General features: G+C 74.8%; 24 protein-coding genes. 9 read left to right on the top strand and 15 right to left on the bottom strand.

Annotated elements, in window-relative coordinates:
- Window positions 1-92: 92 nt before the first annotated feature.
- The 7 genes from GJV82_RS13050 to GJV82_RS13020 form a co-directional block, all read right to left on the bottom strand.
- Entirely contained in the window at window positions 93-515 is a 423-nt protein-coding gene (locus GJV82_RS13050) for a hypothetical protein (protein WP_024841853.1), read from the bottom strand.
- A 359-nt stretch (window positions 516-874) separates the two neighbouring features.
- A complete protein-coding gene (locus GJV82_RS13045) occupies window positions 875-1,747 on the bottom strand; it encodes a heme ABC transporter ATP-binding protein (protein ID WP_196217245.1) in 873 nt (290 codons plus the stop codon).
- Window positions 1,744-2,754, bottom strand: a complete 1,011-nt coding sequence (locus GJV82_RS13040) for a FecCD family ABC transporter permease (protein ID WP_155099529.1) — start codon at window positions 2,752-2,754, stop codon at window positions 1,744-1,746. The genes GJV82_RS13045 and GJV82_RS13040 overlap by 4 nt, the downstream gene beginning before the upstream one ends.
- Before the next feature lie 152 nt (window positions 2,755-2,906).
- Complete coding sequence (locus GJV82_RS13035) at window positions 2,907-4,172, bottom strand: heme/hemin ABC transporter substrate-binding protein (protein WP_155099519.1); 1,266 nt, start codon at window positions 4,170-4,172, stop codon at window positions 2,907-2,909.
- Window positions 4,173-4,382: 210 nt separating this feature from the next.
- Window positions 4,383-5,051 carry a biliverdin-producing heme oxygenase gene (locus tag GJV82_RS13030; RefSeq protein WP_318657613.1) on the bottom strand — a complete coding sequence of 223 codons (669 nt, stop codon included), beginning with the start codon at window positions 5,049-5,051 and terminating at the stop codon, window positions 4,383-4,385.
- Window positions 5,052-5,147: 96 nt separating this feature from the next.
- Window positions 5,148-6,452 (bottom strand): MFS transporter, encoded by a 1,305-nt coding sequence (locus GJV82_RS13025; RefSeq protein WP_155099517.1) that lies wholly within the window; start codon window positions 6,450-6,452, stop codon window positions 5,148-5,150.
- A 98-nt stretch (window positions 6,453-6,550) separates the two neighbouring features.
- Window positions 6,551-7,165, bottom strand: coding sequence for a TetR/AcrR family transcriptional regulator (locus GJV82_RS13020; protein WP_024839197.1), 615 nt, complete (start codon window positions 7,163-7,165; stop codon window positions 6,551-6,553).
- Window positions 7,166-7,234: 69 nt separating this feature from the next.
- On the opposite strand from GJV82_RS13020, the gene GJV82_RS13015 reads away from it, so the two are divergent.
- Both GJV82_RS13015 and GJV82_RS13010 read left to right on the top strand, forming a co-directional pair.
- The gene (locus GJV82_RS13015; RefSeq protein WP_024839196.1) at window positions 7,235-7,810 is read left to right on the top strand and encodes a DinB family protein; all 576 of its coding nucleotides are present in this window, start codon (window positions 7,235-7,237) and stop codon (window positions 7,808-7,810) included.
- A 58-nt stretch (window positions 7,811-7,868) separates the two neighbouring features.
- Window positions 7,869-8,873 carry a hypothetical protein gene (locus tag GJV82_RS13010; RefSeq protein WP_225873330.1) on the top strand — a complete coding sequence of 335 codons (1,005 nt, stop codon included), beginning with the start codon at window positions 7,869-7,871 and terminating at the stop codon, window positions 8,871-8,873.
- 639 nt (window positions 8,874-9,512) lie between these two features.
- Here the strand turns inward: GJV82_RS13010 and GJV82_RS13005 are convergent.
- Window positions 9,513-10,079 (bottom strand): TetR/AcrR family transcriptional regulator, encoded by a 567-nt coding sequence (locus tag GJV82_RS13005; protein WP_155099516.1) that lies wholly within the window; start codon window positions 10,077-10,079, stop codon window positions 9,513-9,515.
- A gap of 74 nt (window positions 10,080-10,153) precedes the next feature.
- Here GJV82_RS13005 and GJV82_RS13000 point away from each other — a divergent pair, with 74 nt between their 5' ends.
- The 4 genes from GJV82_RS13000 (at window position 10,154) to GJV82_RS12985 (ending at window position 13,794) form a co-directional block, all read left to right on the top strand.
- Window positions 10,154-10,726: a dihydrofolate reductase family protein gene (locus GJV82_RS13000; protein ID WP_155099515.1), complete on the top strand. Its 573-nt coding sequence runs from the start codon at window positions 10,154-10,156 to the stop codon at window positions 10,724-10,726.
- Window positions 10,727-10,811: 85 nt separating this feature from the next.
- Complete coding sequence (locus GJV82_RS12995; protein WP_155099514.1) at window positions 10,812-11,915, top strand: pirin family protein; 1,104 nt, start codon at window positions 10,812-10,814, stop codon at window positions 11,913-11,915.
- 10 nt (window positions 11,916-11,925) lie between these two features.
- Window positions 11,926-12,750 (top strand): DUF5926 family protein, encoded by an 825-nt coding sequence (locus GJV82_RS12990; RefSeq protein ID WP_024839191.1) that lies wholly within the window; start codon window positions 11,926-11,928, stop codon window positions 12,748-12,750.
- Window positions 12,751-12,912: 162 nt separating this feature from the next.
- Window positions 12,913-13,794, top strand: a complete 882-nt coding sequence (locus GJV82_RS12985) for a glycosyltransferase family 2 protein (protein ID WP_024839190.1) — start codon at window positions 12,913-12,915, stop codon at window positions 13,792-13,794.
- A gap of 70 nt (window positions 13,795-13,864) precedes the next feature.
- On the opposite strand, the gene GJV82_RS12980 is transcribed toward GJV82_RS12985, so the two are convergent.
- Genes GJV82_RS12980 through GJV82_RS12950 form a run of 7 tightly spaced genes read right to left on the bottom strand, consistent with a single transcriptional unit; the run spans window position 13,865 to window position 19,024 of the window.
- Window positions 13,865-14,431: a GNAT family N-acetyltransferase gene (locus GJV82_RS12980; protein ID WP_024839189.1), complete on the bottom strand. Its 567-nt coding sequence runs from the start codon at window positions 14,429-14,431 to the stop codon at window positions 13,865-13,867.
- Entirely contained in the window at window positions 14,428-14,793 is a 366-nt protein-coding gene (locus tag GJV82_RS12975; protein WP_318657612.1) for a transcriptional regulator, read from the bottom strand. Before GJV82_RS12975 ends, GJV82_RS12980 begins: the two co-directional genes overlap by 4 nt.
- A complete protein-coding gene (locus GJV82_RS12970) occupies window positions 14,766-15,191 on the bottom strand; it encodes a hypothetical protein (RefSeq protein WP_024839187.1) in 426 nt (141 codons plus the stop codon). The genes GJV82_RS12975 and GJV82_RS12970 overlap by 28 nt, the downstream gene beginning before the upstream one ends.
- Before the next feature lie 18 nt (window positions 15,192-15,209).
- Window positions 15,210-16,652, bottom strand: a complete 1,443-nt coding sequence (locus GJV82_RS12965) for a sugar porter family MFS transporter (protein WP_312028629.1) — start codon at window positions 16,650-16,652, stop codon at window positions 15,210-15,212.
- Window positions 16,653-16,692: 40 nt separating this feature from the next.
- The gene (locus GJV82_RS12960; protein ID WP_024839185.1) at window positions 16,693-17,115 is read right to left on the bottom strand and encodes a sensory rhodopsin transducer; all 423 of its coding nucleotides are present in this window, start codon (window positions 17,113-17,115) and stop codon (window positions 16,693-16,695) included.
- Entirely contained in the window at window positions 17,112-17,885 is a 774-nt protein-coding gene (locus GJV82_RS12955; RefSeq protein ID WP_318657611.1) for an SDR family NAD(P)-dependent oxidoreductase, read from the bottom strand. The genes GJV82_RS12960 and GJV82_RS12955 overlap by 4 nt, the downstream gene beginning before the upstream one ends.
- Window positions 17,882-19,024: a mandelate racemase/muconate lactonizing enzyme family protein gene (locus GJV82_RS12950; protein WP_024839183.1), complete on the bottom strand. Its 1,143-nt coding sequence runs from the start codon at window positions 19,022-19,024 to the stop codon at window positions 17,882-17,884. Before GJV82_RS12950 ends, GJV82_RS12955 begins: the two co-directional genes overlap by 4 nt.
- Before the next feature lie 112 nt (window positions 19,025-19,136).
- Between GJV82_RS12950 and GJV82_RS12945 the strand changes: the two genes are divergently transcribed.
- The 3 genes from GJV82_RS12945 (at window position 19,137) to GJV82_RS12935 (ending at window position 21,684) form a co-directional block, all read left to right on the top strand.
- A complete protein-coding gene (locus tag GJV82_RS12945; protein ID WP_024839182.1) occupies window positions 19,137-19,778 on the top strand; it encodes a GntR family transcriptional regulator in 642 nt (213 codons plus the stop codon).
- Between the two features lie 119 nt (window positions 19,779-19,897).
- Window positions 19,898-20,863: a choloylglycine hydrolase gene (gene bsh, locus GJV82_RS12940; RefSeq protein WP_024839181.1), complete on the top strand. Its 966-nt coding sequence runs from the start codon at window positions 19,898-19,900 to the stop codon at window positions 20,861-20,863.
- Window positions 20,864-20,928: 65 nt separating this feature from the next.
- The gene (locus GJV82_RS12935) at window positions 20,929-21,684 is read left to right on the top strand and encodes an SAM-dependent methyltransferase (protein ID WP_024839180.1); all 756 of its coding nucleotides are present in this window, start codon (window positions 20,929-20,931) and stop codon (window positions 21,682-21,684) included.
- Window position 21,685 lies beyond the last annotated feature (1 nt).

The raw sequence follows: 21,685 nt of genomic DNA, 5'->3' as shown, positions 1-21,685 counted from the left end.
CGCCGAGATTGCCGAACTCTTCGGCGTCTCTCGCGCCTCCGTCTACCGCGCGGTGGGGCGTTCCTCGCGGCCGGCCAGTACGTAAGACGGGATTACGCCGTGTCTACGCCTTCGATGCGCATCTGCTCTCGCTGCAGGTCCAGCGCTTCCGGAGTACTCGCCCACACGTCGATGAGTTCTCCGTCCTCAATGACCGAGGCGCCCACACCAGGGACGCCCCAATTCACGATTGAGAACTCCACTCCCTCCGACCTGCTGTCCTGGTAGCTGGTTGCGTTCCCGACAGGAGCGATCTCCAACGTCGTGCCGTCCGGGAAGAGCAACGACGATCCTTCGAGGTCACAGCCTGGCTCGCCGACTGACTCAAGCTCAACGACGTTGAGCTGCTGGACCTCGCAGTCGCTCAACGCATCTGAGCCCGGCGGCACCGTGACCCCCTCAGAGCCGCAGGCGCTCAAGTGCAGTGTTCCAACGCTCAGAACCACTCCGACGAACAGAATGCGCGCGACTCTCACGAGCAGGACGCTACCGACCGGCGGCCACGTCTCCTAGCATCGTCCCGCAGCGGTGCGTTGGTGGGTTGAGACCGCCGTCGTTTCTACGACAGGCGATCATGCGTCGCGTTCCGTCGAGCGCCTTTGACCATCCGGGGATTCTCACGTCGAACCGAGACGTCCTCGAAGCGAGCGCTCGGTCTCTTGAGCGTGTAGCAGAGGCAACAGGCCGTCGGCTGGCCGCACCGTGCCGGCATCGTGCACAAGAAGTCGCCCTCGTTGGCGGACGACGGCGAGGAGCCATGCGCCGATGCGGGCGTCGAGCACGACGAGGCACGCGCGTACGTCCTCACTGAGCGGTCGACGGTGCCCGACCGCGGTCACCGGCGCGGCAGGACGATCGGCGCGCCGCCGCCGGGGTGGTCGACGATCTCGACGGGGTAGTCGTAGACGCCGCTCAGCAGGTCGGCGGTGAGGACGTCGCGCGGGTGGCCGTCGGCGACGACGCGCCCGTGCGCGAGCAGGGTCACCTGGTCGGCGTAGGCGGCGGCGAGCGAGAGGTCGTGCACGACGACGACCACGGCACCCCCGACGGCGGCGTGCGCCTGCGCGAGCTGGAGCACGAGCTCCTGGTGCTTGAGGTCGAGCGCGGCGGTCGGCTCGTCGAGCATGAGCAGGGCGGTGCGCTGGGCGAGCACGCGCGCGAGCGCGACGCGCGCCTTCTCCCCGCCCGACAGCGACGTGAAGTGCCGCTCCGCGAGGTGCTCGACGTCGGTCGCGGCCATCGCCTCGGCGACCGCGGCGTCGTCCTCGTCCTCGGAGGGGGTGCCGCGCCAGGGGGTGCGGCCCATGCGGACGACGTCGGCGGCCGTGAACGGGAAGCTGAGCGAGACCTGCTGGAGCATGACGGACCGGCGCAGCGCGAGCTCGGTCGGGGACCACGACCCGAGGGGCCGCCCGTCGACCGTGACCGTGCCCGCGTCGGGGCGCAGGTCGCCGGTGAGCACGGCGAGCAGCGTGGACTTGCCCGCGCCGTTGGGGCCGAGCAGCGCGCGCACCTCGCCCGCGCGCACGTCGACGGACACGTCGCGCAGGATCGGGGCGTCGCCGAGCGTGAGGGACACGTCGTGCGCCGCGGTGACCACGTCGCCGGGCGAGGTCGGCCCGGGGAGGCGGGACCGGCGTCGGGCACCGGTGACGGCGGTGCGCAGCGCGCCGAGGAACGACGTCCCCTCCTGGCGCAGGTCGCTCATGCCCAGCCTCCCTGGCGCGAGCGCGTGCGGCGCAGCAGGTAGAAGAAGAACGGCCCGCCGACGAGCGACGTGATCATGCCGAGCGGCAGCTCGACGTTCGCGACGGCGCTGCGTGCGACGAGGTCGGCGGCGAGCAGCACGACGGCGCCGCCCAGCACCGAGGCGGGCACGAGCGTCCTGTGGCTCGGCCCGCAGACCATGCGCACGAGGTGCGGCACGACGAGCCCGACGAACGCGATGATCCCGGTGAACGCGACGCCCGCGGAGACGAGCAGCGCGACGAGCACGATGACGACCTGACGCAGCCGCTCGACGTCCACCCCGAGGTGCTGCGCGGCGCGCTCGCCGAGGGAGAGCAGGTCCATCCTGCGGCGCACGAGCATCGCGCCCGTGACGCCGACGACGGCGATCGGCAGCACGATCGACACCGACTGCCACGTGGCGCCGCCGAGCGACCCGAGCTGCCAGAAGACGACCTGCTCGCGCGCGGCCGGGTCGGCGACGAACGTGAAGAACGCGAGCAGCCCGCCCGCGAACGCGTTGACCGCGATGCCGGTGAGCACGAGCGTCACGACCTCGGTGCGGCCGCCGGCGCGCGCGAGCGCGTAGACGACGAACGTCGTGACGAGCCCGCCGAGGAACGCCGCCGCGGCGACCCACGTGCCCGGCACGAGCGCGCCCGCGGTGACGATGACCGCGCACGCCCCCACGGCCGCGCCCGACGAGACCCCGATGACACCCGGTTCGGCGAGCGGGTTGCCGAACACGCCCTGCATGAGCGCGCCCGAGCACGCGAGCGCGCCGCCCACGACGATCGCCATGACGACGCGCGGGAACCGCACGACCCACAGCGCGTTCTCGCCCTGCGGGTGCGACGGCATCGGGCCCCAGTCGAGCCCGAGGTGGTGCGCGAGCGACCCGAGGACCTCCGCGGGCGAGACGGGCACCTGGCCGGTCATGCCCGAGAGCACGGTGAGGACCGCGAGGGCGACGCCCAGGCCGACCATGAGCCAGCGCGCGGCGCGTCGCCGTTGCTGCGCGACTGCGGGGACCGCCCGGGTGGGCCGGCCGCCCGGGCGCGGGGCGTCGTCGGGCACGCGCACGTCCTCGGGGACGGGCGCGTCCTCGGGCGTGCCGAGGGGGCGGGTGGTGGGCGCGCTCACGACGCCGGGAGCTCCGGCGCGGGCACCCCGTAGAACGCCTCGACGAGCGACGCGATCGTGTGCCCTGTGCGGGGGCCGAACGTGAGGAGGCGCGCGCCGTCCATGTCGACCACGCGGCGCGACTCGCCCGCGGGCGTCTGCGCGAGGCCGGGGACCGCGAGCATGGCGTCGAGCCCGCCCATGGACTCCAGGCCGTCCGTCATGACGAGGTACACGTCGGGCGCGGCGGTGATGAGCGCCTCGCTCGTCACGGGCGCGTACTGCTGCGTGAGGCCGATCGCGGTGCCCGCGTCCTCGCCGCCGATCTCGCGGATCAGGTCGTCGGCGCCCGAGCCGGGCCCGAACAGCATCTTGATGTTCGAGCCGCGCAGGTAGAGGAACGCGACGAGCGGGTCGCCGGTGTCGCGCGGGACGGCCGAGAGCGCGGCGCAGATCTGCCGGTCGGTGCGCTCGACCAGCGCCTCGCCCTGCTCGGGCACGCCGAGGGCGGTCGCCACGGCCCGGATCCGGTCGTCGACGCCGTCGAGCGTGCGCGCGTCGTCGAAGTAGACGACGGCGATGCCCGAGCTCTCGAGCTGGGCGCGCGCGTCGTCCGTGAGGATCGTCGCGTCGGTGAGGATCACCGAGGGGTTCAGGCCGAGTATCGCCTCGACGTCGAGCGCGTGCCCGGCGCCGGTGACGACGGGGACGTCCGCGGCCTCGGGGAAGCCGGTCGGCAGGTCGCGACCCACGACGTTGTCGCCCAGCCCGAGGCTGTAGACGATCTCGCCGAGCGTGCCGTAGAGGTCGACCGGGATGATGCGGCTCGCGTCCGTGACCTCGACCTGCCGACCGTCGGCGGACTCGACCGTGACGGGGAGCTGCGGGGTCGGGGCGTCGGCGACGGGGTGGATCGCGTCGTCGGCGAACGTCGCGGACGTCGGGCCGGTGGGGAACGTCGCGGGGTCGACGTCCGTCCCGCCTCCTGCGGCGCGCGACTCGTCGAGCGTCGTGCACGCGGGGGCGCCCGTCGGCGCCTCGGCGGGCGTCGCCTCGGCGGGCGCGGCGGCGGGCGTCGCGTCGGGGGCCGGCTCCGCGGGCGGCTCGTAGGGGAGCGGCGCGCACGCGGCGACCAGGCCCAGCAGCACGACGGCGCCCGCCCCCGCGAGCGCGGTCACGACCCTCCGCGGGCCGCGCGCGGCCGGGCCGAACGTCGTCGCCGGCGGCGGCGCCGGGTGCGTCGACGGGCCGGGAGGCGGCGTGGTGCGGGCAGCGTGAGGCATGGACGGTCTCCAGGGAGCGGTGCGGGGCGGGCGGACCCGACGGGTCGTCGCCGCCCAGATAAGCGAAGCCTAACCTGACCGCGCGTGGCGTCTCGACCCTCGCGGGAGTAACGCGCCTCACGCACACGCGGACCCGGCCCCCGCCGAGCATGCGGTTCTCGCTCGTCAGCCGCCTCCGACGAGCCACAACCGCATGCTCGGCGCTGGGGGTCAGGGGTGGGCGGCGCCGAGGTCGGCGAACAGGTCGCTGTTGAGGCGGAACGCGTGCTTGGCCTCGGCCACGGTCTCGTCGAGCTGCTCCGGCGACAGGACGAGCGCGTCGAGGCGCTCTCGGTACACGTCCTTGAACGGCTTCGACTTGGGGATCTCGACGAACGTGTAGAACGCGAGGCCGTCGCCGGAGAGGCCGTAGTGCCGCTCGAGCATGCGCTTGATGATCTGCCCGCCCGAGAGGTCGCCGAGGTAGCGCGTGTACGCGTGCGCCGCGTACGCGGGCAGGGACGCGCCGACGGCGCGCAGCCGGGCCACGTAGCGCTCGGTCGCGGGGTGGATCGTGATGCGCTCGGCCCAGTCCGGGCCGACGAGGAACGTCAGGTCCTTCTCGATCTCGGGCGTGCGCGTGAGCTCGTCGAACACGAGCGTGGCGCCCTGGGCGTCCTCGCGCATCGCGGCGCTCGCGTCCTCGAGCGCGCCGTAGATCGCCCACTGCTGCGCCGCGAGGTCGGCGTACGCCGCGACGTCGAGCCGTCCCGACATCAGCCGCTCGACGAACCCCGAGGCCTCGGCCTGCTCGTGCTCCGGGCGCGTGCCCTCGCGCAGGCGCTGGGACAGCGGCACGGTCTCGTCGGTGCGGTCGAGGTCGTGGGTGAGAGCAGTCACGGTGGCTCCTGCGTGCGTGGGGGGTGGGACTCGCACGTCGTGACGTCCTGTCATGACGATGCGTCACGAACTGTAGCCCACTCAGGTGAGGCTTGCCTATCCTCGTTCCGGGATCTGGTCGACGTCCTCCGGGTCGGGGAGCCCGGCGACGAACCGGTACCCGACGAGCGCGGCCAGCGTGCCGAGCCCGCCGCCGACGAGGAGCGGGGTCGTGAGGTCGACCCGCGCGAGCAGGCCCCCGAGGAACGACCCGAGCGGCATGACGCCCCACAGCAGCGTGCGCCACGTCCCGTGCACGCGCCCGAGCAGCCGACCCGGGATCATCGCCTGGCGCAGCGACATGACGAGCACGTTCCACAGCGTCACCGCGCCGAACCCCACGGCGAGCAGCGCGGCCGCGACGGCGACGCCGCCCGACGGCAGGAGCGGCACGAGGCCGAGGAGCGCGACGGTCAGGGGCGACAGCAGGTTGGCCGCCGCCATGGAGCGGCCCGTCCCGAACCGCTCCTTCGCCCGGTTCACGACGGCCGCCGCGACGAGAGAGCCCACCGCGCCGACGAGCAGGAACGTGCCGTACCAGGCCTCGGGCACGCCCAGCACGTCGAGCACGTACAGCACGGTCGTCGCGGTCGCTGCCGAGAAGCACAGCGCGACGACGGTCGACAGGATCCACAGCGGGCGCAGCGTGGGGTGGGCCCACAGGTAGCGGAAGCCGTCGCCGAGCTGGCGGAACCACGCGGGGGCTGCCTCGGCGCCGTCGGGACCGGGCGTGCGGTGCTCGCCCGCGGCGACGGCGGGGAGGAAGAGCGCGAGCGCCCCGGCGACCGCGTACGCGGCCGCGCCCGTGCCCAGCGGCACGACGACGGCGACGGCGAAGAGCGCCGACGTGAGGGGCTGCGCGAGGAAGTTCTGGACGGTGATCTCGCCCGCCTCGATGCGGGAGTTGGCGCGCGGGAGGTCGGCGGGCGCGACGATCGAGGGGAGCACCGCCCGGATCGCGCCGTCGTACACGGTCTCGAGCGCGCCGTAGAGGAACACGACGGCGAACAGCCACCAGATCGTCAGCGTGCCGGTCGCGGCGAGCGCCACGAGGCCGAGCGCGAGGAGCGTGCGCGCGCCGTTCGCGAGCGCGAGCGCGTGGCGGCGGTCCACGCGGTCGAGGAGCACCCCGGCCGGGATCGCGAGGAAGAGCCACGGGAGGAGTGAGGCAGCGGCGACGCCGCCGACGAGGAGGGGGTCGTCGGTGAGCCGGGCCGCGAGCAGCGGTGCCGCGACCCGGGCGACGCCGTCGCCGAGGCTGGAGCTGAGGTTCGCCGTGAAGACGTTGCGGAACGGGACCCCGAGCCCGGCACGCGTCCGCGCGGTCGTGCGGGGGCGCGTGCGGCGGCGGACGGTCGGCATCCCCCGAGGCTAGGTGACGGTTGCCGCGGGCAGCACCGTGATTCCCGGCTCTTCCGCACGCAGCAGAAGGCCGAGAAGGGCGCCCGGCCGGGCGGGTGTCAGCGCGAGAGCGCGGGCGACGGGACGTCGGCGCCGACGGCGCGCAGCACGAACGCCTCGGTCGCCTCGATCGCCTGCTCGCGCGCGGCCGGGTCGTCGGGGACGAGCCGGCCCGAGAGGCACGCGTTGACGAGCTGGACCGTCGTGTCGATGTCCTGCGCCGGGAACTCCCCCGCCTCGATCCCCGAGCCGACGATGCGGCGCAGGATCGCCTCGACGAGCTCGGCGTGCTCGCGCAGCCGCTGCCGCGTGGACCGAGAGAGCACCGTCCGCAGGTCCGGCCCCGGGGCGAGGTGGAAGACGCGCTTGAGCTGCGCCTGCTGGCGGATGTACGTGCGCAGCTGCTCCACGGGGTCGTCCACGTCCTCGAGCGCGCGCTCGAGCGTGCCCACGTACTGCTCCGTCTCGTGGGTGATGAACCCGAGCAGGAGCGCCTCCTTGTCGGGGAAGTGGTTGTACACCGCCGTGCGGCCCACGCCGGCGGCCGCCGCGATGTCGGCGAGCGAGATCGCGTCGAAGCCCCGGTCCGTCATGAGGGTCGAGAGCGCCGCGAAGAGCTTCTGCCGGGTCTGGGCGCGGTGCTCGTGGAGGGACCCTCCGATGATCTTGGGCATGCTGACATCATAGGGAGGTCGTGTCAGAACGCTAATCGCCTGGTCGGCGCCGTCTGGCACACTGCCGCCATGGACCCGACCGCCTCGCCCGAGGGCGTGCCCGCCGCCGCGCCGGACCCGCAGTTCCCGCCCGTCCCCGCGGACACCAAGGACTGGACGTGGGTCATGGAGCGCCCCTGTCCCGAGTGCGGCTTCGTGGCCGCCGAGGTGACGCCCGACCAGGTCGGCGCGGCCGTGCGCGACGCGATCCCGCGCTACGTCGCCGCCCTCGGCCGCGACGACGTGCGCGACCGTCCGGCCCCGACGACGTGGTCCGTGCTCGAGTACGCCGCGCACGTGCGCGACGTGTTCTCGGTCTTCGACGTGCGCGTGCAGTCCATGGTCGAGGGCGACGACCCGCAGTTCGCGAACTGGGACCAGGACGCGACCGCGGTCGAGGAGGACTACGCGCACCAGGACCCGGCCGCCGTCGCGCGCGAGCTCCGGGTCGCCGGCGAGCGGGTCGCCGGTCGGTTCGACGCGCTCGTCCCCGACCAGTGGGAGCGCCCCGGGCGGCGCTCGAACGGGTCGGTGTTCACCGTCCGCACGCTCGGGCAGTACTTCGTCCACGACGTCGTCCACCACCTGCACGACGTCCGCGCCTGACCCGATCCCGTGACACGCGCGTAACATCCCGGCATTCCGGACCAACTACGCTCCGGTCATGGACGCCACCGTCGCCGGTCTCGTGCCAGACGCGCACGCCGGTGCCCACCTCCTCGCGCTGCCCCGCTCGCGCGGCGCGGCGCGCACGCCCGTGGACGCGCTCGCGCGCGCGTGGTTCGCCGACGCCGCCTGGACGTCCCCGCCCGGCGGCGGGGGAGCGGCCCGCCCGATGGCCGGAGCACGGTTCCGCGGTGTCGTGCCCGACGGCGTCGTCGCGCCCGGGGAGCTGCGCCTCGCCGACGGCGCGCGCGCCGTCGGGCCGTTCCCGCTCACGCCCGCCCAGACGCAGGCGCTCGACCTCGCGGCGGGCGCCGCGGAGGCGTTCGCGCTCCACGTCGACGACCCGGCGCCGCGCCAGGTGCCGGCCGTGGCCGACGACCGCGACGGCCTCGCGCGCGCCTTCGCCGCGGGGCTGCCGCAGGGGCTGGAGCTCCAGGTGCTCGGCTGGGCCGTCGCCGCGGCGCGCCGCGTCGGGGGAGCGGTCGTGGCCGACGGCCGCACGGTCCTCACGCCCGACGCGGCGTCCGGCGTCGACCTCACGCTGTACAGCGCGCAGGTGCTCGGGCCGGACGACGCGCTGGGCGTGCTGCGCACGACCGTGCCGAGCGCGCGCGTCGTCGCGGTCCACCCGCGCCCCGACGGCCTCGCGGAGTACGTCCTGTCCGGCGAGACCCCGTACGACGGCGCGGTCCGCCTCTGGGCGCGGCGCGTGCCGCAGGTGCCGCTCGCGCTCGGGGCGCTCGACTGGCGCGAGCACGGCCCGCACGCCTACGGCGTGACGTGGGTGCCCCCGGACCCGTTCGAGCTCGAGGTCGAGCGCCCGTCGGGGCTGCACGTCATCGCGCGCTCGCGCGCCCGGGTGCTCGTCGCACGGCTCGCGGCGATGCTCCAGGGCCGGCTCGCGGGGGCCCTCGTGGACGACGGCGGGTTCGTCGTGCGCGACCTCGACCTCGAGGAGCGGCTCACGCCGGCCGCCACCCCGACGACGCAGTTCTGGGTCTGACGCGTCCGAAGGCCGTGCGCACGACGTGCGCACGGGCGCGTCGCGGGGCGCGGCGAGCCGCGCGGTCGTCCACAGAATTCGTCCACAGGGCTGTGGGTCGCGTGGGAACGGCGCGGGGCGGCCTGTGGACGAACCTGTGGCCTTCGGGGGCGCCCGAATGACATCGGTCGGAACCCTTGCAGACCCCCGGGGCGAGGACTACAAACGTGCCTAACGGCCCGGACGGCCGCACGCGGACGACGACGTTCCGGCACGCACACCCAGGGGCCCCAGGGCCCCGCCAGGAGCGCACGACGTCCTCGGGCGAACGCGAGGGCACGGCCGACCGGAGAACGGTGGACGACCCGCGCCCCCTGCTGCGGGCTGCGTGCGACGACGCAGGTTCCGACGGACCCGGAAGGCCGACCGCGATCGGCGCCACCGCCCGCCCGGGCACCCCGGGCCACGACGACGGCGCCGGGCCGCCTCGTCGCGAGCGGCGCCCCGACGGGCCTCGGCCCGACCGCCCCGGGGTCGCGCGGAACGGCGAGGCCCCTCGGAATCCTGCTCCGAGGGGCCTCGCTGCCATCTTCCCGCGGGATCCGCGCCGTGCGAAGGCCGTCCACCGCGACGTGCGGTGCGCGCCGCCCCGGGCGACGGCTACGGGAGCAGGCCGGCCACGAGCGCGTCGACGATCTCGTCGGTGGACGTCTCCGGGTCGACGGGCGCGACGAGGCGGTCGAGGACGAGCCCCTCGATCGCGTAGTGGAACAGCGCGACCTCCCGCCGCCCGCCGGGGAGCCCGGCGGCCTCGTGGAACGCGACGTCGGCGTCGAGCCCGGCGCGCTGCCACTCCCCGAGCGAGCGCGCGAGGTCGGGCCGTCGGGCGGCCTCGAGGCGGAGCTCGTAGAGCGCGAGGGTCACCTCGCGGTGGGTGGTGAGGCGGCGCACGATGTCGCGCACGTACGCGGCGAAGAGCGCGCGGCTCGGCGGCTCGTCGGCCCGCGCGGCGAGGTCCTCCGGGGTGGGCGCCAGCCGCGCGCCGATGCGGTCGAAGAGGCCGGTGACGAGCGCCTCCCGGCTGCGGAAGTAGTTGGACGTCGTGCCCACGGGGACGCCCGCCTCCGCGTCGACCGCCCGGTGCGTGAGGCCGCGGGAGCCCTCGCGCGCGAGCACCGCGATCCCCGCGTCCGCGAGGGCCTGGCGGCGTGCGTCGTTCTTCGCCATGGCCTCAGGGTACCCGCCCGACCACGACACCTGTTATGGTTCCAACCACTACACCCGTTGTGCCAGGAGGCAGCATGCGAGACCTGACCTACTACGTCGCCGTGAGCGCGGACGGCTTCATCGCCGGCCCGTCGGGCGAGTTCGACGCGTTCCTCTTCGAGGGCGACCACATGGCGGGGATCTGGGAGAAGTACCGCGGGACCGCCCCCACGGACCTCGCGGCCGCCGCGGGGCTCGCCGTGGACGGCGGCCCGTTCGACACCGTCCTCATGGGGTGGAACACCTACGCCGTCGGGCTCCCGGCCCAGCCGGACCCCTACCGGCACCTGCGCCAGATCGTGTTCTCGCGCGAGCACGAGGCGCCCGACGGCGCCGCGGGCGTCGAGCTGACCGACCGGGACCCGGTCGAGGTCGTCCGCGAGCTCAAGGCCGAGGACGGCGCCGGCATCTGGCTCTGCGGCGGGGGCGCGCTCGCCGCCGTGCTCGCCGACGAGATCGACCGCCTCGTGCTCAAGATCAACCCCGTGCTGTTCGGCGACGGCGTCCGGCTGTTCGGCGACCGGCCGTACCGTCCGGCGGCGCTGCGTCCCGTGGCGGTCACGCCATTCGAGTCCGGCGTCGTGCTCGCCGAGTACGCGCGAGGCTGAGCGCGGGGCCGGGGCCCGACCGGGGGAGCGCCGGGGTGGCGCGCGAGACCTCCCCGCGCGAACCGGCAGCGCCTACGCTCGACGCATGAGCAACCTCGAGACCCGTCCCGAGGAGCGCGTGTGCTCCGCCGGGGCGAACCCGCAGGGCGGCGCGGCCGGGGTGGTCGAGATCCTCGAGCACCGGGACGTCCCGCTCGGCGGCACGCGCGCGATGCGCGTGCGGCGCACGATCCCGCAGCGCGCGCGCTCGCTCGTCGGCGCGTGGTGCTTCCTCGACCACTACGGCCCGGACCCGCTGCCGGAGATCGGGGACGGCACCGACGGCATGCAGGTGCCCCCGCACCCGCACACCGGCCTCCAGACGGTCACGTGGCTCTTTGCGGGGGAGATCCTGCACCGGGACGCGGTCGGCTCGCTCCGGACGGTCCGCCCCGGCGAGCTCAACCTCATGACCGCGGGCCGCGGCATCTCGCACTCGGAGGAGTCGCCGCGCGGCGTCCGGCCGCCCGTGCTGCACGGGGTCCAGCTCTGGGTCGCGCTGCCCGGGGACCGGCTCGACGACCCGCCCGCGTTCGAGCACCACGCGGACCTGCCCGTCGCGACCGCGGGCGGCGCGCGCGTCCAGGTCTTCGTCGGCGGCCTGCGCGTCGCCGGGACGGTGCTGCGGTCGCCCGCCACCACATACACCCCGCTCGTCGGCGCGCAGGTGGACCTCGAGCCGGGCGCGCGCGTGGTGCTCGACGTGGACCCGGCGTTCGAGCACGGCCTGCTCGTCGACGACGGCGCCGTGCGGCTGGAGGGCGCGCCGGTCCCGGCGTCGTCGCTCGGGTACGTCGCCCCCGGTCGCGCGACCCTCACGGTCGAGGCGGGTGCGAACGAGCCCGCGCGCGCCGTGCTCGTGGGCGGCGAGCCGTTCGGCGAGGACATCGTCATGTGGTGGAACTTCGTCGGGCGGTCGCACGACGACGTCGCGCGCGCCCGCGAGGACTGGCAGGCGCAGCTCGTGACGACCGGCGGCGGAGGGCCGAACCACGGCGGGACGCGCTATGCGGAGGGCGCGCGGGACGGCCGCTTCGGCGAGGTCGTCGGGTACGACGGCGGTCCCCTCCCGGCGCCCGCGCTCCCCGACGTCCGGCTGCGCCCGCGCACGCGCCCCGCGCCGCCGGGGCCGCCGACCGCGCGCCAGTAGACTGCCGCGCATGGCCAAGAACTCCACGCCCGACTTCGTGCTGCGCCCGTTCGAGGGGCTCCCCGGCGAGACCGACTGGGTCGCGATGCGCGAGGTCGTGCCCTCGGCCACCGCGACCGCCCGCACGACCGCCGAGCACGGCGCGCGCGACGTCCTCGTCGTCACGGTGCTGCCCGCGGGGTGGGCCGCGCTGCACCGCCAGGACGGCACGATCCTCCTCGCCGTGCAGACGCTCGCGGGGTCGGGCGACACGAGCCGCGACCTCGCCGCCGCGCTCCTGGAGGCGATCGACGCCGAGCCGGGCACGTCGATCGAGCTGAGCGCGCTGCCGGAGGCCGGCCCGCGCCTCCAGGACGTCCTCGACCTGTCCGTGCCGTTCGACGTCACGGTCCACGAGGACTTCTCGTTCTGGCTCGACCCGTCCACGGAGGTCACGCCGGACCTGCGCGCGTCGCTCGACCAGGCGGCCGAGTCCATGGTCCCCACGGTCAAGCTCGACGCGGTGCCGTCGGCCTACTGGTGCCGCATGTCGCGCGAGTTCCTGCGGTGGGCGCGCCCGGAGCCCGAGGACGCGCTCATCGACGCGATCTCGCGCCTGCACGCGCGCCGCGAGTCCGGCCTCGCGGACGGCAGGTTCGTCGGCGCGTTCCGGTCCAGCGGCCTGCTCGTCCCGGTGTGGGAGCTGCCGCGCGGCACGGAGGCGGACGAGCTCGAGGGCCCGGTCGCCGAGCTCGACGCGCGCCTCGCGGAGGCCCTCGCGGTCACCGAGCCGCTCGACGCGAACGAGCGCCGGGCGCGCGCCGGGATCGTCTCGCGCCAGGTGACCCTGCGCTGACGTCGGCGGCCCGCCGGCTCCCTGTCGGCGGGCGCTCGCGTCGAGTAGGATCCGGGGGACCCGGGAACGCAGCCCGGTCGCCCTGCGAAGATCCCGAGCGGATCTCCTGGTGGAACGACGACACTTCTGCGGCCAACTCTTTGCACTACTAGGCTGGGCGGCGTGAACGCGGACCATCGGTCGACTGAGTCGGGGAACAGAGCGGGGACTGGCCCCGCGGACACGGCGAGCGCGCCGCCGACGTACCTCTCGGCCTCCGGCACGCGCGCACGCACCCCGCGCCCCGTCGTGGGCGAGGGGCGCAGCGCCCGCGCCGTGCGCCAGCGCGTCGCGGTCATCATCCCCGCCAAGGACGAGTCGCGGCGCATCGCGGCGACCGTCCGCGCCGCGAAGGCCATCCCGCACGTCGACCTCGTGCTCGTCGTGGACGACGGCAGCGAGGACGACACCCAGCACGTCGCGCGCGAGGCGGGCGCCGTCGTCGTGCGACACTCGCACAACCGCGGCAAGGCCGCGGCGATGGAGACCGGCGCCGCGGTCGTCGCCATGCGCGACGCGGCCGACCGCCCCCCGCGCCTCCTGCTCTTCATCGACGGCGACCTCGGCGAGACCGCCGTGAACACCGCGCCTCTCGTCCCGCCCGTGCTCGACGGCTTCGCGGACCTCGCGATCGCGCTGCTGCCGCCGCAGCCGGGCGCCGGCGGCCGCGGCATCGTCGTCGGCGCGGCGCGCCGCGCGATCCAGTCCCTCACGGGCTGGACGCCGACGCAGCCGCTCTCCGGCATGCGCTGCCTGACGCGCGAGGCGTTCGAGGCCGCGACCCCGCTCGCGCGTGGCTGGGGCGTCGAGACCGGCATGACGATCGACCTGCTCCGCAAGGGGTACGTCGCGGTCGAGGTGCCGTGCGACCTGCGCCACCGCGCGTCGTCGAACGACCTCAAGGGCCAGCTCCACCGCGCCGCCCAGTACCGGGACGTGCTGCTCGCCGTGAACGCGCGCAAGATGCGCTCCGCCGTCGACCGGGTGCGCGCGGGCGACCACTAGCCACGCGGGGCCGCCGCACCGGGCGACCCGGCACGGCAGGCCGATCGGCGCGGCGGCTCGGCGGCGGGGCTCAGAGCGTCCGCGTGCGGACCATGCCGTGCACGACGGGGCCGTCGTGCACCTGCGTGGTCGCGGTGCGCACGAAGCCCAGCCGCTCGTAGAAGGTGACGTTGCGCGCGTCGGAGGTCTCGAGCGCGACGGGCGCGTCCCCGAGTGCGGGCTCGCGCAGCGCCGCCCGGCACACCGCGGTGCCGAGCCCGGTGCCCTGGAGCGACGGCAGGACCCCTACCGTCGCGAGCACCCAGGCGTCCGGGCGGGGCGGCGGGAGCTCCGCAGTTGCCACGGCCTGCAGGCGCGGGCCGTGCAGCGCGGCGACCCGTTCCTGGACGTCGTCGGGGGGTGCGGGGGCGTCGGGCGGCATGAGCGCGACGACGGCGTCCACCGGCTCGTGGACGACGACGATCCCGTGCGCGAGGGCGTGCTCGAGGTAGATCTCCTGGAGCGCGGCGAGGCGCTCGGGGTAGCCGTCCTCCGGGACGGCCCAGCGGGTCCAGGGGTAGTCGTGGAACGCGGCGGCGAGGGTGCGGGCCGCGGCGGGGACGTCGGCGGCGGTGGCTCGACGGAACGTGGGCGTCATGGTGCGGTGTCTCTCGGGGTCGGGTCGGGTCGCGGCTCGATCGCGCCGGTGCGGGCGATCTGCTCGAGGGTGCGCACGTGCTGCCGGAACGCGTCGAGCCCGCGGTCGCTGATGCGGACCCACGTGCGCGTCCGGCGCCCGGCGGCCTCCTTGCGGATCTCCACCAGACCCGCGTCGGAGAGGGCGGTGAGGGCCTGGGAGAGGGACGAGTCGCTCAGCTCGACCAGGTCGGCCAGGAAGCGGAAGTCCGCGCTCTCGACGTTCGCCAGGGCGGCGAGGATCGAGAAGCGCACGGGCGAGTGGATGAGCGCGTCCAGGCCCTTGCGCGGGTGGCTCACCGGCGTGCGCTCGCGAACGCGCACGCCGCGAAAGGGGAGGCGGCGACGACGCCGGCGAGGACCCACCAGGCCGGCGACGCCGCGCCGACGAGCTGGAGCGCCGGGTCGAGCATCGCGAAGTACAGCACCGCCCAGGTGATCAGGGCGATGCCCATGTCGCGCACCCAGTGCCGCGGCGCCGTCCGGTGGTGCCGCGCGACGGCGGACCACAGCAGGGCGAGGACGACCACGAGCACCGTGGTGGCAGGCCACCACGGTGCGTCGAGGACGTCGATCGCGATCGTGTACGCGAGGGCGGTGACGGCGTGCCCGACGCTGAGCCAGGGGTACCAGCGAGTCGCGCGGTGGGCCTGGGCGGCGACCTCCTCCGCCTGGCCGAGCTGACGACGGGCCTGCTCCGGGGTGATGGAGTTCTGGATCATGCAATCACTTTAACACTCCTAAAGTGATCGATGTCCACCCGACGCCGTCTCCTCCCGCATCTCCTCGAGCGGGCGGTTCGCCGTCTCGGGCAGCGCGCGGAGCACGAGCACGAACGACGCGGCCGCGAACACCGCGTAGAGGGCGTAGCTGCCGGGGAGCGACAGGTCCCGGAGCGAGGGGAACGTGAGGTTGACGGCGATGCCCGCCGCCCAGTTCGCGGCGGCGGCGAGCGAGGCGGCGCGGGCGCGCATCAGGTTGGGGAACATCTCCCCGACGAGGATCCACACCACCGGACCCCACGAGACGGCGAAGGCCACGACGAAGACGTTCGCCGCGACCAGGGTCACGACGCCCCACGCGTCGACGAACACGACGCCGTCCGCGGTCTGCCGCGCCTGGGCGAACCCGGTCGCCATGACGGCCAGGGCGACCGTCATGCCCACCGACCCCACGAGCAGCAGGCGACGCCGCCCCACGCGGTCGACGAGGAAGATCGCGACGACGGTCGCCGCGACGTTGACGAGCGACGTCAGGGCCGAGAGCCAGAAGGCCTGCTGCTCGCCGAAGCCCACCTGCGCCCAGAGCGACGTCGAGTAGTAGAAGATGACGTCGATCCCCACGAGCGCCTGGAGCGCGGCGAGCGCGATCCCCAGCCAGACGATGGGCTTGAGGCGGCCCGGCCCGGAGAACAGGTGGGACCACGCCGGCCGCGCCTCGTGGAGCGTCCCCTCGATGGTCGCGACGGCAAGGAGCGCGTCGCCCTCCGGGACGCGGTGGAGGCGCCGCAGCGTGCGGGCGGCGCCGTCGCGGTCGCCGCGCATCACGAGGTACCGCGGCGACTCGGGCAGCAGGACCGCCGCGACCACGTACGCCACCGACGGCACGACCGCGACCAGGAACATCCACCGCCAGGCAGGCAGGCCGAGGGCCAGCTCCGCCTCGGCCCCGCCCGCGGCGCGCACGAGGAACGCGTTCGAGACGAGCGCGGCGAAGATGCCCAGGACGATCGACATCTGCTGCGCTGTCGCGAGCCGCCCGCGCAGCCGGGCGGGCGCGATCTCGGCGATGTAGAGCGGCGCGACGACGGACGCCATGCCCACCCCGACGCCCCCCAGGAAGCGCCACAGCGCGAGGGTCGGGCCGTCGTGCGCGACGGCGCACAGCACCGACGTGGTGACGAACAGGGTCCCGGCGACCATCATGAGGCGCCGTCGTCCGAAGCGGTCCGCGATCGTGCCCGCGGAGAAGGCGCCCACCGCCGCGCCGAGGAGCGCGCTCGCGACGATCACGCCCACGAGCGCGCTCCCGACGCCGAGCTCGGCCTTGAGGGCGTCGACGGCGCCGTTGACCACGGCCGTGTCGAAGCCGAACATGAACCCGCCCAGCGCCGCCCCGACGGTCGACGCGACGACGAGCGGGGTGAGGGCGCCGTGGCCCAGGCGGCCCGTCGCGGCGTTCACGGCGTGCCCCGGCGGAAGGTCGTCGGGGTGGAGGTCTGCGTCATCGGAGGTCCTCTCGGAAGGTGTCGACGGGATGGGCGATCGTGCTGAACAGGGCGTTGGCGGCCTGCCGCGAGTCGAGCCGCGTGTGCTGGACGACGACGGGCGCCGACGCGACGACGACGGCCGAGTAGTCGGTGCCGCGGGGCACGGGCTCGGGGTCGTCGAGGTCGTTGAGCGTCACGTGGCGCACCCGCTCGGCGGGCACCACCACGACGTAGGGGCCGGCCGGCGGGCGGTCGGCGAAGTAGAGCCGGATCTCGACGCGCGCGTCGTCGGGACCGGCGTTGAGCAGGCACAGGCTCTCGTGACTCGCGAGGGTCGGGTCCTCGCCCGTGCCGTACGGCGGGATCCAGCCGTCGCCGATCGCCCAGCACGTCGCCCCGACCTGGGGGCGACGTGCCGGGGCGCCCGGCGCGCTCATACGCTGATCGACGACTTGGCGAGGACGCCGCCGTCGCACCCGACGAGCGACCCGGTCGTGTACGACGAGCGGTCCGACAGCAGCCAGAGCACGGGCTCGGCGATCTCCTCGGGCCGCGCGAGCCGGCCCAGCGGGACCTCGCGCTCGATCTGCGCGCGTGTCGCGTCCACCTCGTCGGCGGGCACGTTGGCCCACATGAGCGGGGTCTCCGTCGGGCCGGGCACGATCGCGTTCACCCGGACGCCGTGGCGCGCGTAGTCGACCGCGAGCGTGCGGACCATGGACGAGATCGCCCCCTTCGAGGCGCCGTACGCCGTCGCGCCCCCGGCCGCGAAGCCGACCGTCGCGGCCGGCGAGCCGCACAGCACGACGCTCCCGCCGCCGTCGGCGACCATCGTGCGCAGCACCTCGCGCACGACGAGGAACGTGCCCGTCACGTTGACGTCGAGCACGCGGCGCCACGTGGCCGGTTCGAGCTCGTGCGCCGCCCCGCCCACGTCGATCCCGGCGCCCGCGAAGAGGCCGCGCAGCGGCGGCCCGGAGTCCGCGACCGTCCCGACCGCCGCCGCGACGGCGGCAGCGTCGGTCACGTCGAGCACGTGTGCGCGCCCGTCCCCACCCGACTCCCGGGCGAGGTCCACGGTGGCCGCGGCGCCGTCGGGGTCGAGGTCGAGCACGTGCACGAACCAGCCGTCCCGGGCGGCGCCCACGGCGACCGCGCGGCCGATCCCCGACGCCGCGCCCGTCACGACGAGCGACCGGGGGCTCACGCCGCGCTCCCGAGCAGCGCGTCGACGTCGCAGTAGCGCGCGAGGCGCTCGCGGTCGAGCGTGACGCCGAGGCCCGGGCCGTCCGGGATCGGGAGCATCCCGTCCTCGTCGAGCGTCCAGCGGTCGGTCGTCAGGTCGTCGATGTAGGGCGAGCCGGTGACGTACTCGACGAGGTCCGTGTCCGGCAGGGCGGAGGCGAGCTGGAGGTCGGTGGCGAGCCCGACGGCGGTGTTCCACCCGTGCGGCACGAGCTTGACGCCGTGGTCGTGCGCGGACCACGCGATGCGCCGCAGCTCGCTCGTCCCGCCGACCTTCGTGACGTCGGGCTGCACGATGTCCAGGGCGCCGCCCTCGATCCACGGCTGGAACGCCTGGCGGCGCGTGAGCACCTCACCGCCCGAGATGGGCACGGGCGAGCGCCGGCGCAGGTGGGTGTAGTCCTCGATCGCGTCCGGCGGCAGCGGCTCCTCGAACCAGGCGACGCCGTACGCGTCGAGCATCCGGGCGGTCCGCAGGGCCCACTTGTAGCCCTGGCTCCACGCGCTGTCGCTGCCGCCGGCGTCGACCATGAGCATCGCGTCGGGGCCGACGGCGTCGCGCGCCGCGGCGACGATGCGCTCGTCGAGCCGCTCGTCGACCCGGCCGAAGGGGCCCCAGCCGATCTTGAACGCGGTCCATCCTTCGGCGCGCAGCGCGGCGAGGTGGTCGCGCAGCGCGTCGGGCTGGTCCATGAGCAGCGAGGCGTACGGGCGCACCCGGTCGCGGTACCGCCCGCCGAGGAGGCGCCCGACGGGCTGTCCCGTCGCCTGGCCGAGGAGGTCCCACAGCGCGGTGTCGACGCCGCTGATCGCGTGCGTGATCGACCCGCCGCGCCCCATCCAGAACGTCGTGCGGTGCAGCCGTTCGCTCGTGCGCTCCGGCTCCAGCGCGTTCGCGCCCAGGAGCAGGGGCCGCAGGACGTCGAGCGCGCCGCGCACGAGGTCCTCGGTCGTGAACACGCTGCCGACGCCGACGAGCCCCTCGTCGGTGTGGACGGCGACGAGGGTGTGCACGACGTCGTCCTGGCGCAGCTCCTCCTGCCAGCCGCCCTCGGGGGTGGCGCCGCGCAGGCCGGCGGCGGTGATGGCGGTGATCCTCATGGGTGTCCTCTCGTCGGTGCCGTGGACCGTGACTCTAGGTGGGCCGATGGTAGATGGTCAACCATCGGCCATCTATTAGGGTGGGGCCATTCCGAGTGAGAGGGTCGCCGTCGTGCCCGTCCTGCCCGCATCGCCGCCCGAGTCCCGGCGCGACTGGGTCCTGCGCCACCTGCGCGAACGCATCGCCTCCGGCGACCTCGCCGCCGGCGACCGCCTCGTCGAGCGTGACCTCTCCGCCTCCTACGGCATCAGCCGCGGCCCGGTGCGGGAGGCGATCATGGTGCTCGAGCAGGAAGGGCTCGTCGTCTCCCACCCTTACCGCGGCGCCGTCGTGGTGGACGTCTCCCAGGAGGAGATCGCCGAGATCCTCGTCCCGGTGCGGACCGTCATCGAGAAGGTCGCGTTCCGCGCGGCGGCGCGCGCGCAGGACCCCGCGCTCCTGGACGCGCTCGACCGCACGGTGGCGGCGATGGAGCGCGCGGCGGACCCGCTCGACGCCCGTCGCCTCGCCGACCTGGACCTCGAGTTCCACGAGGCGGTGATCGCCGCCGCGAGCCACACGCAGTCGCTGCAGATCTGGCGGCTCATCCAGCCGCGCGTCCGCGCGTACTTCGTCCGCGACGCGCCGCACCACGAGGACCCGCACGCCGTCGTCGAGCAGCACCGTGAGCTGCTCGACGCGCTCCGCTCGGGCGACCCCGGCCGTGCGGAGCGCGCGATCGAGGCCCACGTCTCGGTGTACCTCCAGCCCTGACCGGCCGGCGCCGGCAGTGGCCCCGGAGCCCGCACGGACGCACCATGGGAGGGCGGGCACGACGGCGTGCCCGGGCGGCTCGCCGCGCGAGCTGGACCGACGACGACGGGGGCAGCGCCATGTGCACAGGGATCAGGTTCACGGACGACGACGGCAACCTCTATCTCGCCCGCAACCTCGACTGGACGACGGGCTACGGGCAGCAGGTGCTGCTGACCCCGACGGGCTACACGCCCCGGTCGCCGTTCGGCGCGGTGCGCGGGATCGAGCACGCGGTCCTCGGCATGGGGATCGTCGAGGACGACACCCCGCTGTACTTCGACTGCGGCAACGACGCGGGTCTCGCCGTCGCGGGCCTCAACTTCCCCGGGTACGCGGAGTACGCCTCCGGCCCGGTCGACGGCGCGGTCAACGTGGCCGCGTTCGAGCTCCCGCTGTGGGTGTGCGCGCAGTTCGCGACGGTCGACGAGGTCGAGGCCGCGCTGCGCGACGTCGCGATCGTGGACCGTCCGATCAACGACAGGTACCCGAGCTCGCTGCTCCACTGGATCATCGGCGACGCGCGCCGCGCGATCGTGGTGGAGTACACCAGCGCGGGCATGCAGGTGTTCGACGACGACGTCGACGTCCTCACGAACCAGCCCGGGTTCGATTGGCACCACGAGAACCTGCGCAACTACCTCAACGTCTCGCCGGACTTCCCCGAGGACACCCTCGTGGGCCGGGCCCACCTCGCCCCGTTCGGCTCGGGCTCGCACATGCGCGGCGTCCCCGGCGACTACTACTCGCCGTCCCGCTTCGTCCGCGCGGCCTACGTGAACTCCCACTACCCGACGAAGGGCACCGAGGAGGAGAACGTGAGCCGCGCCTTCCACACGCTGCAGCAGGTCGCGATGGTCGACGGCTGCGCGGCGATGGGGTCCGGCGAGTTCGAGAAGACCGTCTACACGGGCCTGTTCTCCGCCCGCACGCAGACCTACTACTGGAACACGTACGAGGACCCTGCGGTCCGGAGCGTCGCGATGGCCGACCTCGTGGCGAGCGGCAGCGGGCTCGTGCTCACCGAGGGCGCGCTCCGCGCGTGAGCCACCCGGTGGTGCGGCCCGGAGGGCGGCACCGGCGCGGCGTGGGCGGCCTGTAGCGTCGCGGGATGGAACGGTCCGAGATCTTCGACATCGCCCACCTGCGCCATCCGATCGGGGCGCCCGTGGCGCCCGAGCGGCTGCGGGAGCTGGTCGGCTGGCTGAGCCCGGCCGACGGCGCCCGCGCCGTCGACCTCGGGTGCGGCGAGGGCGAGTGGCTGCAGGAGCTGCTGCTCGCCCACCCCGGGACCACCGGCGTCGGGATCGACCACATGCTCCCGGCCTCGGCGGCACGGCGCACCGACGAGCGAGGGCTGAGCGACCGGGTGCGGTGGATCGAGGCGGACGCCGCCACCTGGGACGACGGGGCGTTCGACGTCGTGCTGTGCGTCGGCGCGAGCCACGCCTTCGGGGGACTGGACGCCACGCTGGGCGCCGTCCGGCAGCGACTGCGCCCCGGCGGCCAGGCGCTCGTCGGTGACAGCATCTGGGAGGGCACCCCGTCGGACTCGGCGCTCGCGGCGCTCGACGTCCCCGCCGACGCCTATCCCGATCTCGCCGGCTTCGTGCGGGCCGTCCGTGCGCACGGCTTCGAGCCGTCGTTCGGGCACGTCAGCACCCTGGCCGAGTGGGACGACTACCAGCTCAGCTGGGCTGGGTCGCTCGTCGACTGGGCGGTCCGGGAGGCCCCGACGGCCGAGGACCGTGCCCAGGCGCTCGCCGCCGCGCGCGGGAATCGTGACGCCTGGCTGGACGGTGCCCGACGCGAGCTGGGGTTCGCGACCTTCGTCCTGCACGACGTCGCGACCGACGTGCGGGACTGAC

Origin of the sequence: Cellulosimicrobium composti (genome assembly GCF_009711085.1) — a bacterium.
Classification (GTDB): domain Bacteria; phylum Actinomycetota; class Actinomycetes; order Actinomycetales; family Cellulomonadaceae; genus Cellulosimicrobium; species Cellulosimicrobium composti.
This window is presented reverse-complemented; position numbering and strand designations above follow the sequence as displayed.

What these genes read in the sequence shown, in the direction of transcription:
- GJV82_RS13045 (WP_196217245.1), bottom strand. Translation starts at nt 1,747, where the DNA reads ATGAGCGACCTGCGCCAGGAGGGGACGTCGTTCCTCGGCGCGCTGCGC.
- GJV82_RS13040 (WP_155099529.1), bottom strand. Translation starts at nt 2,754, where the DNA reads ATGGTCGGCCTGGGCGTCGCCCTCGCGGTCCTCACCGTGCTCTCGGGC.
- GJV82_RS13035 (WP_155099519.1), bottom strand. Translation starts at nt 4,172, where the DNA reads ATGCCTCACGCTGCCCGCACCACGCCGCCTCCCGGCCCGTCGACGCAC.
- GJV82_RS13025 (WP_155099517.1), bottom strand. Translation starts at nt 6,452, where the DNA reads ATGCCGACCGTCCGCCGCCGCACGCGCCCCCGCACGACCGCGCGGACG.
- GJV82_RS13020 (WP_024839197.1), bottom strand. Translation starts at nt 7,165, where the DNA reads ATGCCCAAGATCATCGGAGGGTCCCTCCACGAGCACCGCGCCCAGACC.
- GJV82_RS13015 (WP_024839196.1), top strand. Translation starts at nt 7,235, where the DNA reads ATGGACCCGACCGCCTCGCCCGAGGGCGTGCCCGCCGCCGCGCCGGAC.
- GJV82_RS13010 (WP_225873330.1), top strand. Translation starts at nt 7,869, where the DNA reads ATGGACGCCACCGTCGCCGGTCTCGTGCCAGACGCGCACGCCGGTGCC.
- GJV82_RS13005 (WP_155099516.1), bottom strand. Translation starts at nt 10,079, where the DNA reads ATGGCGAAGAACGACGCACGCCGCCAGGCCCTCGCGGACGCGGGGATC.
- GJV82_RS13000 (WP_155099515.1), top strand. Translation starts at nt 10,154, where the DNA reads ATGCGAGACCTGACCTACTACGTCGCCGTGAGCGCGGACGGCTTCATC.
- GJV82_RS12995 (WP_155099514.1), top strand. Translation starts at nt 10,812, where the DNA reads ATGAGCAACCTCGAGACCCGTCCCGAGGAGCGCGTGTGCTCCGCCGGG.
- GJV82_RS12990 (WP_024839191.1), top strand. Translation starts at nt 11,926, where the DNA reads ATGGCCAAGAACTCCACGCCCGACTTCGTGCTGCGCCCGTTCGAGGGG.
- GJV82_RS12980 (WP_024839189.1), bottom strand. Translation starts at nt 14,431, where the DNA reads ATGACGCCCACGTTCCGTCGAGCCACCGCCGCCGACGTCCCCGCCGCG.
- GJV82_RS12970 (WP_024839187.1), bottom strand. Translation starts at nt 15,191, where the DNA reads ATGATCCAGAACTCCATCACCCCGGAGCAGGCCCGTCGTCAGCTCGGC.
- GJV82_RS12960 (WP_024839185.1), bottom strand. Translation starts at nt 17,115, where the DNA reads ATGAGCGCGCCGGGCGCCCCGGCACGTCGCCCCCAGGTCGGGGCGACG.
- GJV82_RS12950 (WP_024839183.1), bottom strand. Translation starts at nt 19,024, where the DNA reads ATGAGGATCACCGCCATCACCGCCGCCGGCCTGCGCGGCGCCACCCCC.
- bsh (WP_024839181.1), top strand. Translation starts at nt 19,898, where the DNA reads ATGTGCACAGGGATCAGGTTCACGGACGACGACGGCAACCTCTATCTC.
- GJV82_RS12935 (WP_024839180.1), top strand. Translation starts at nt 20,929, where the DNA reads ATGGAACGGTCCGAGATCTTCGACATCGCCCACCTGCGCCATCCGATC.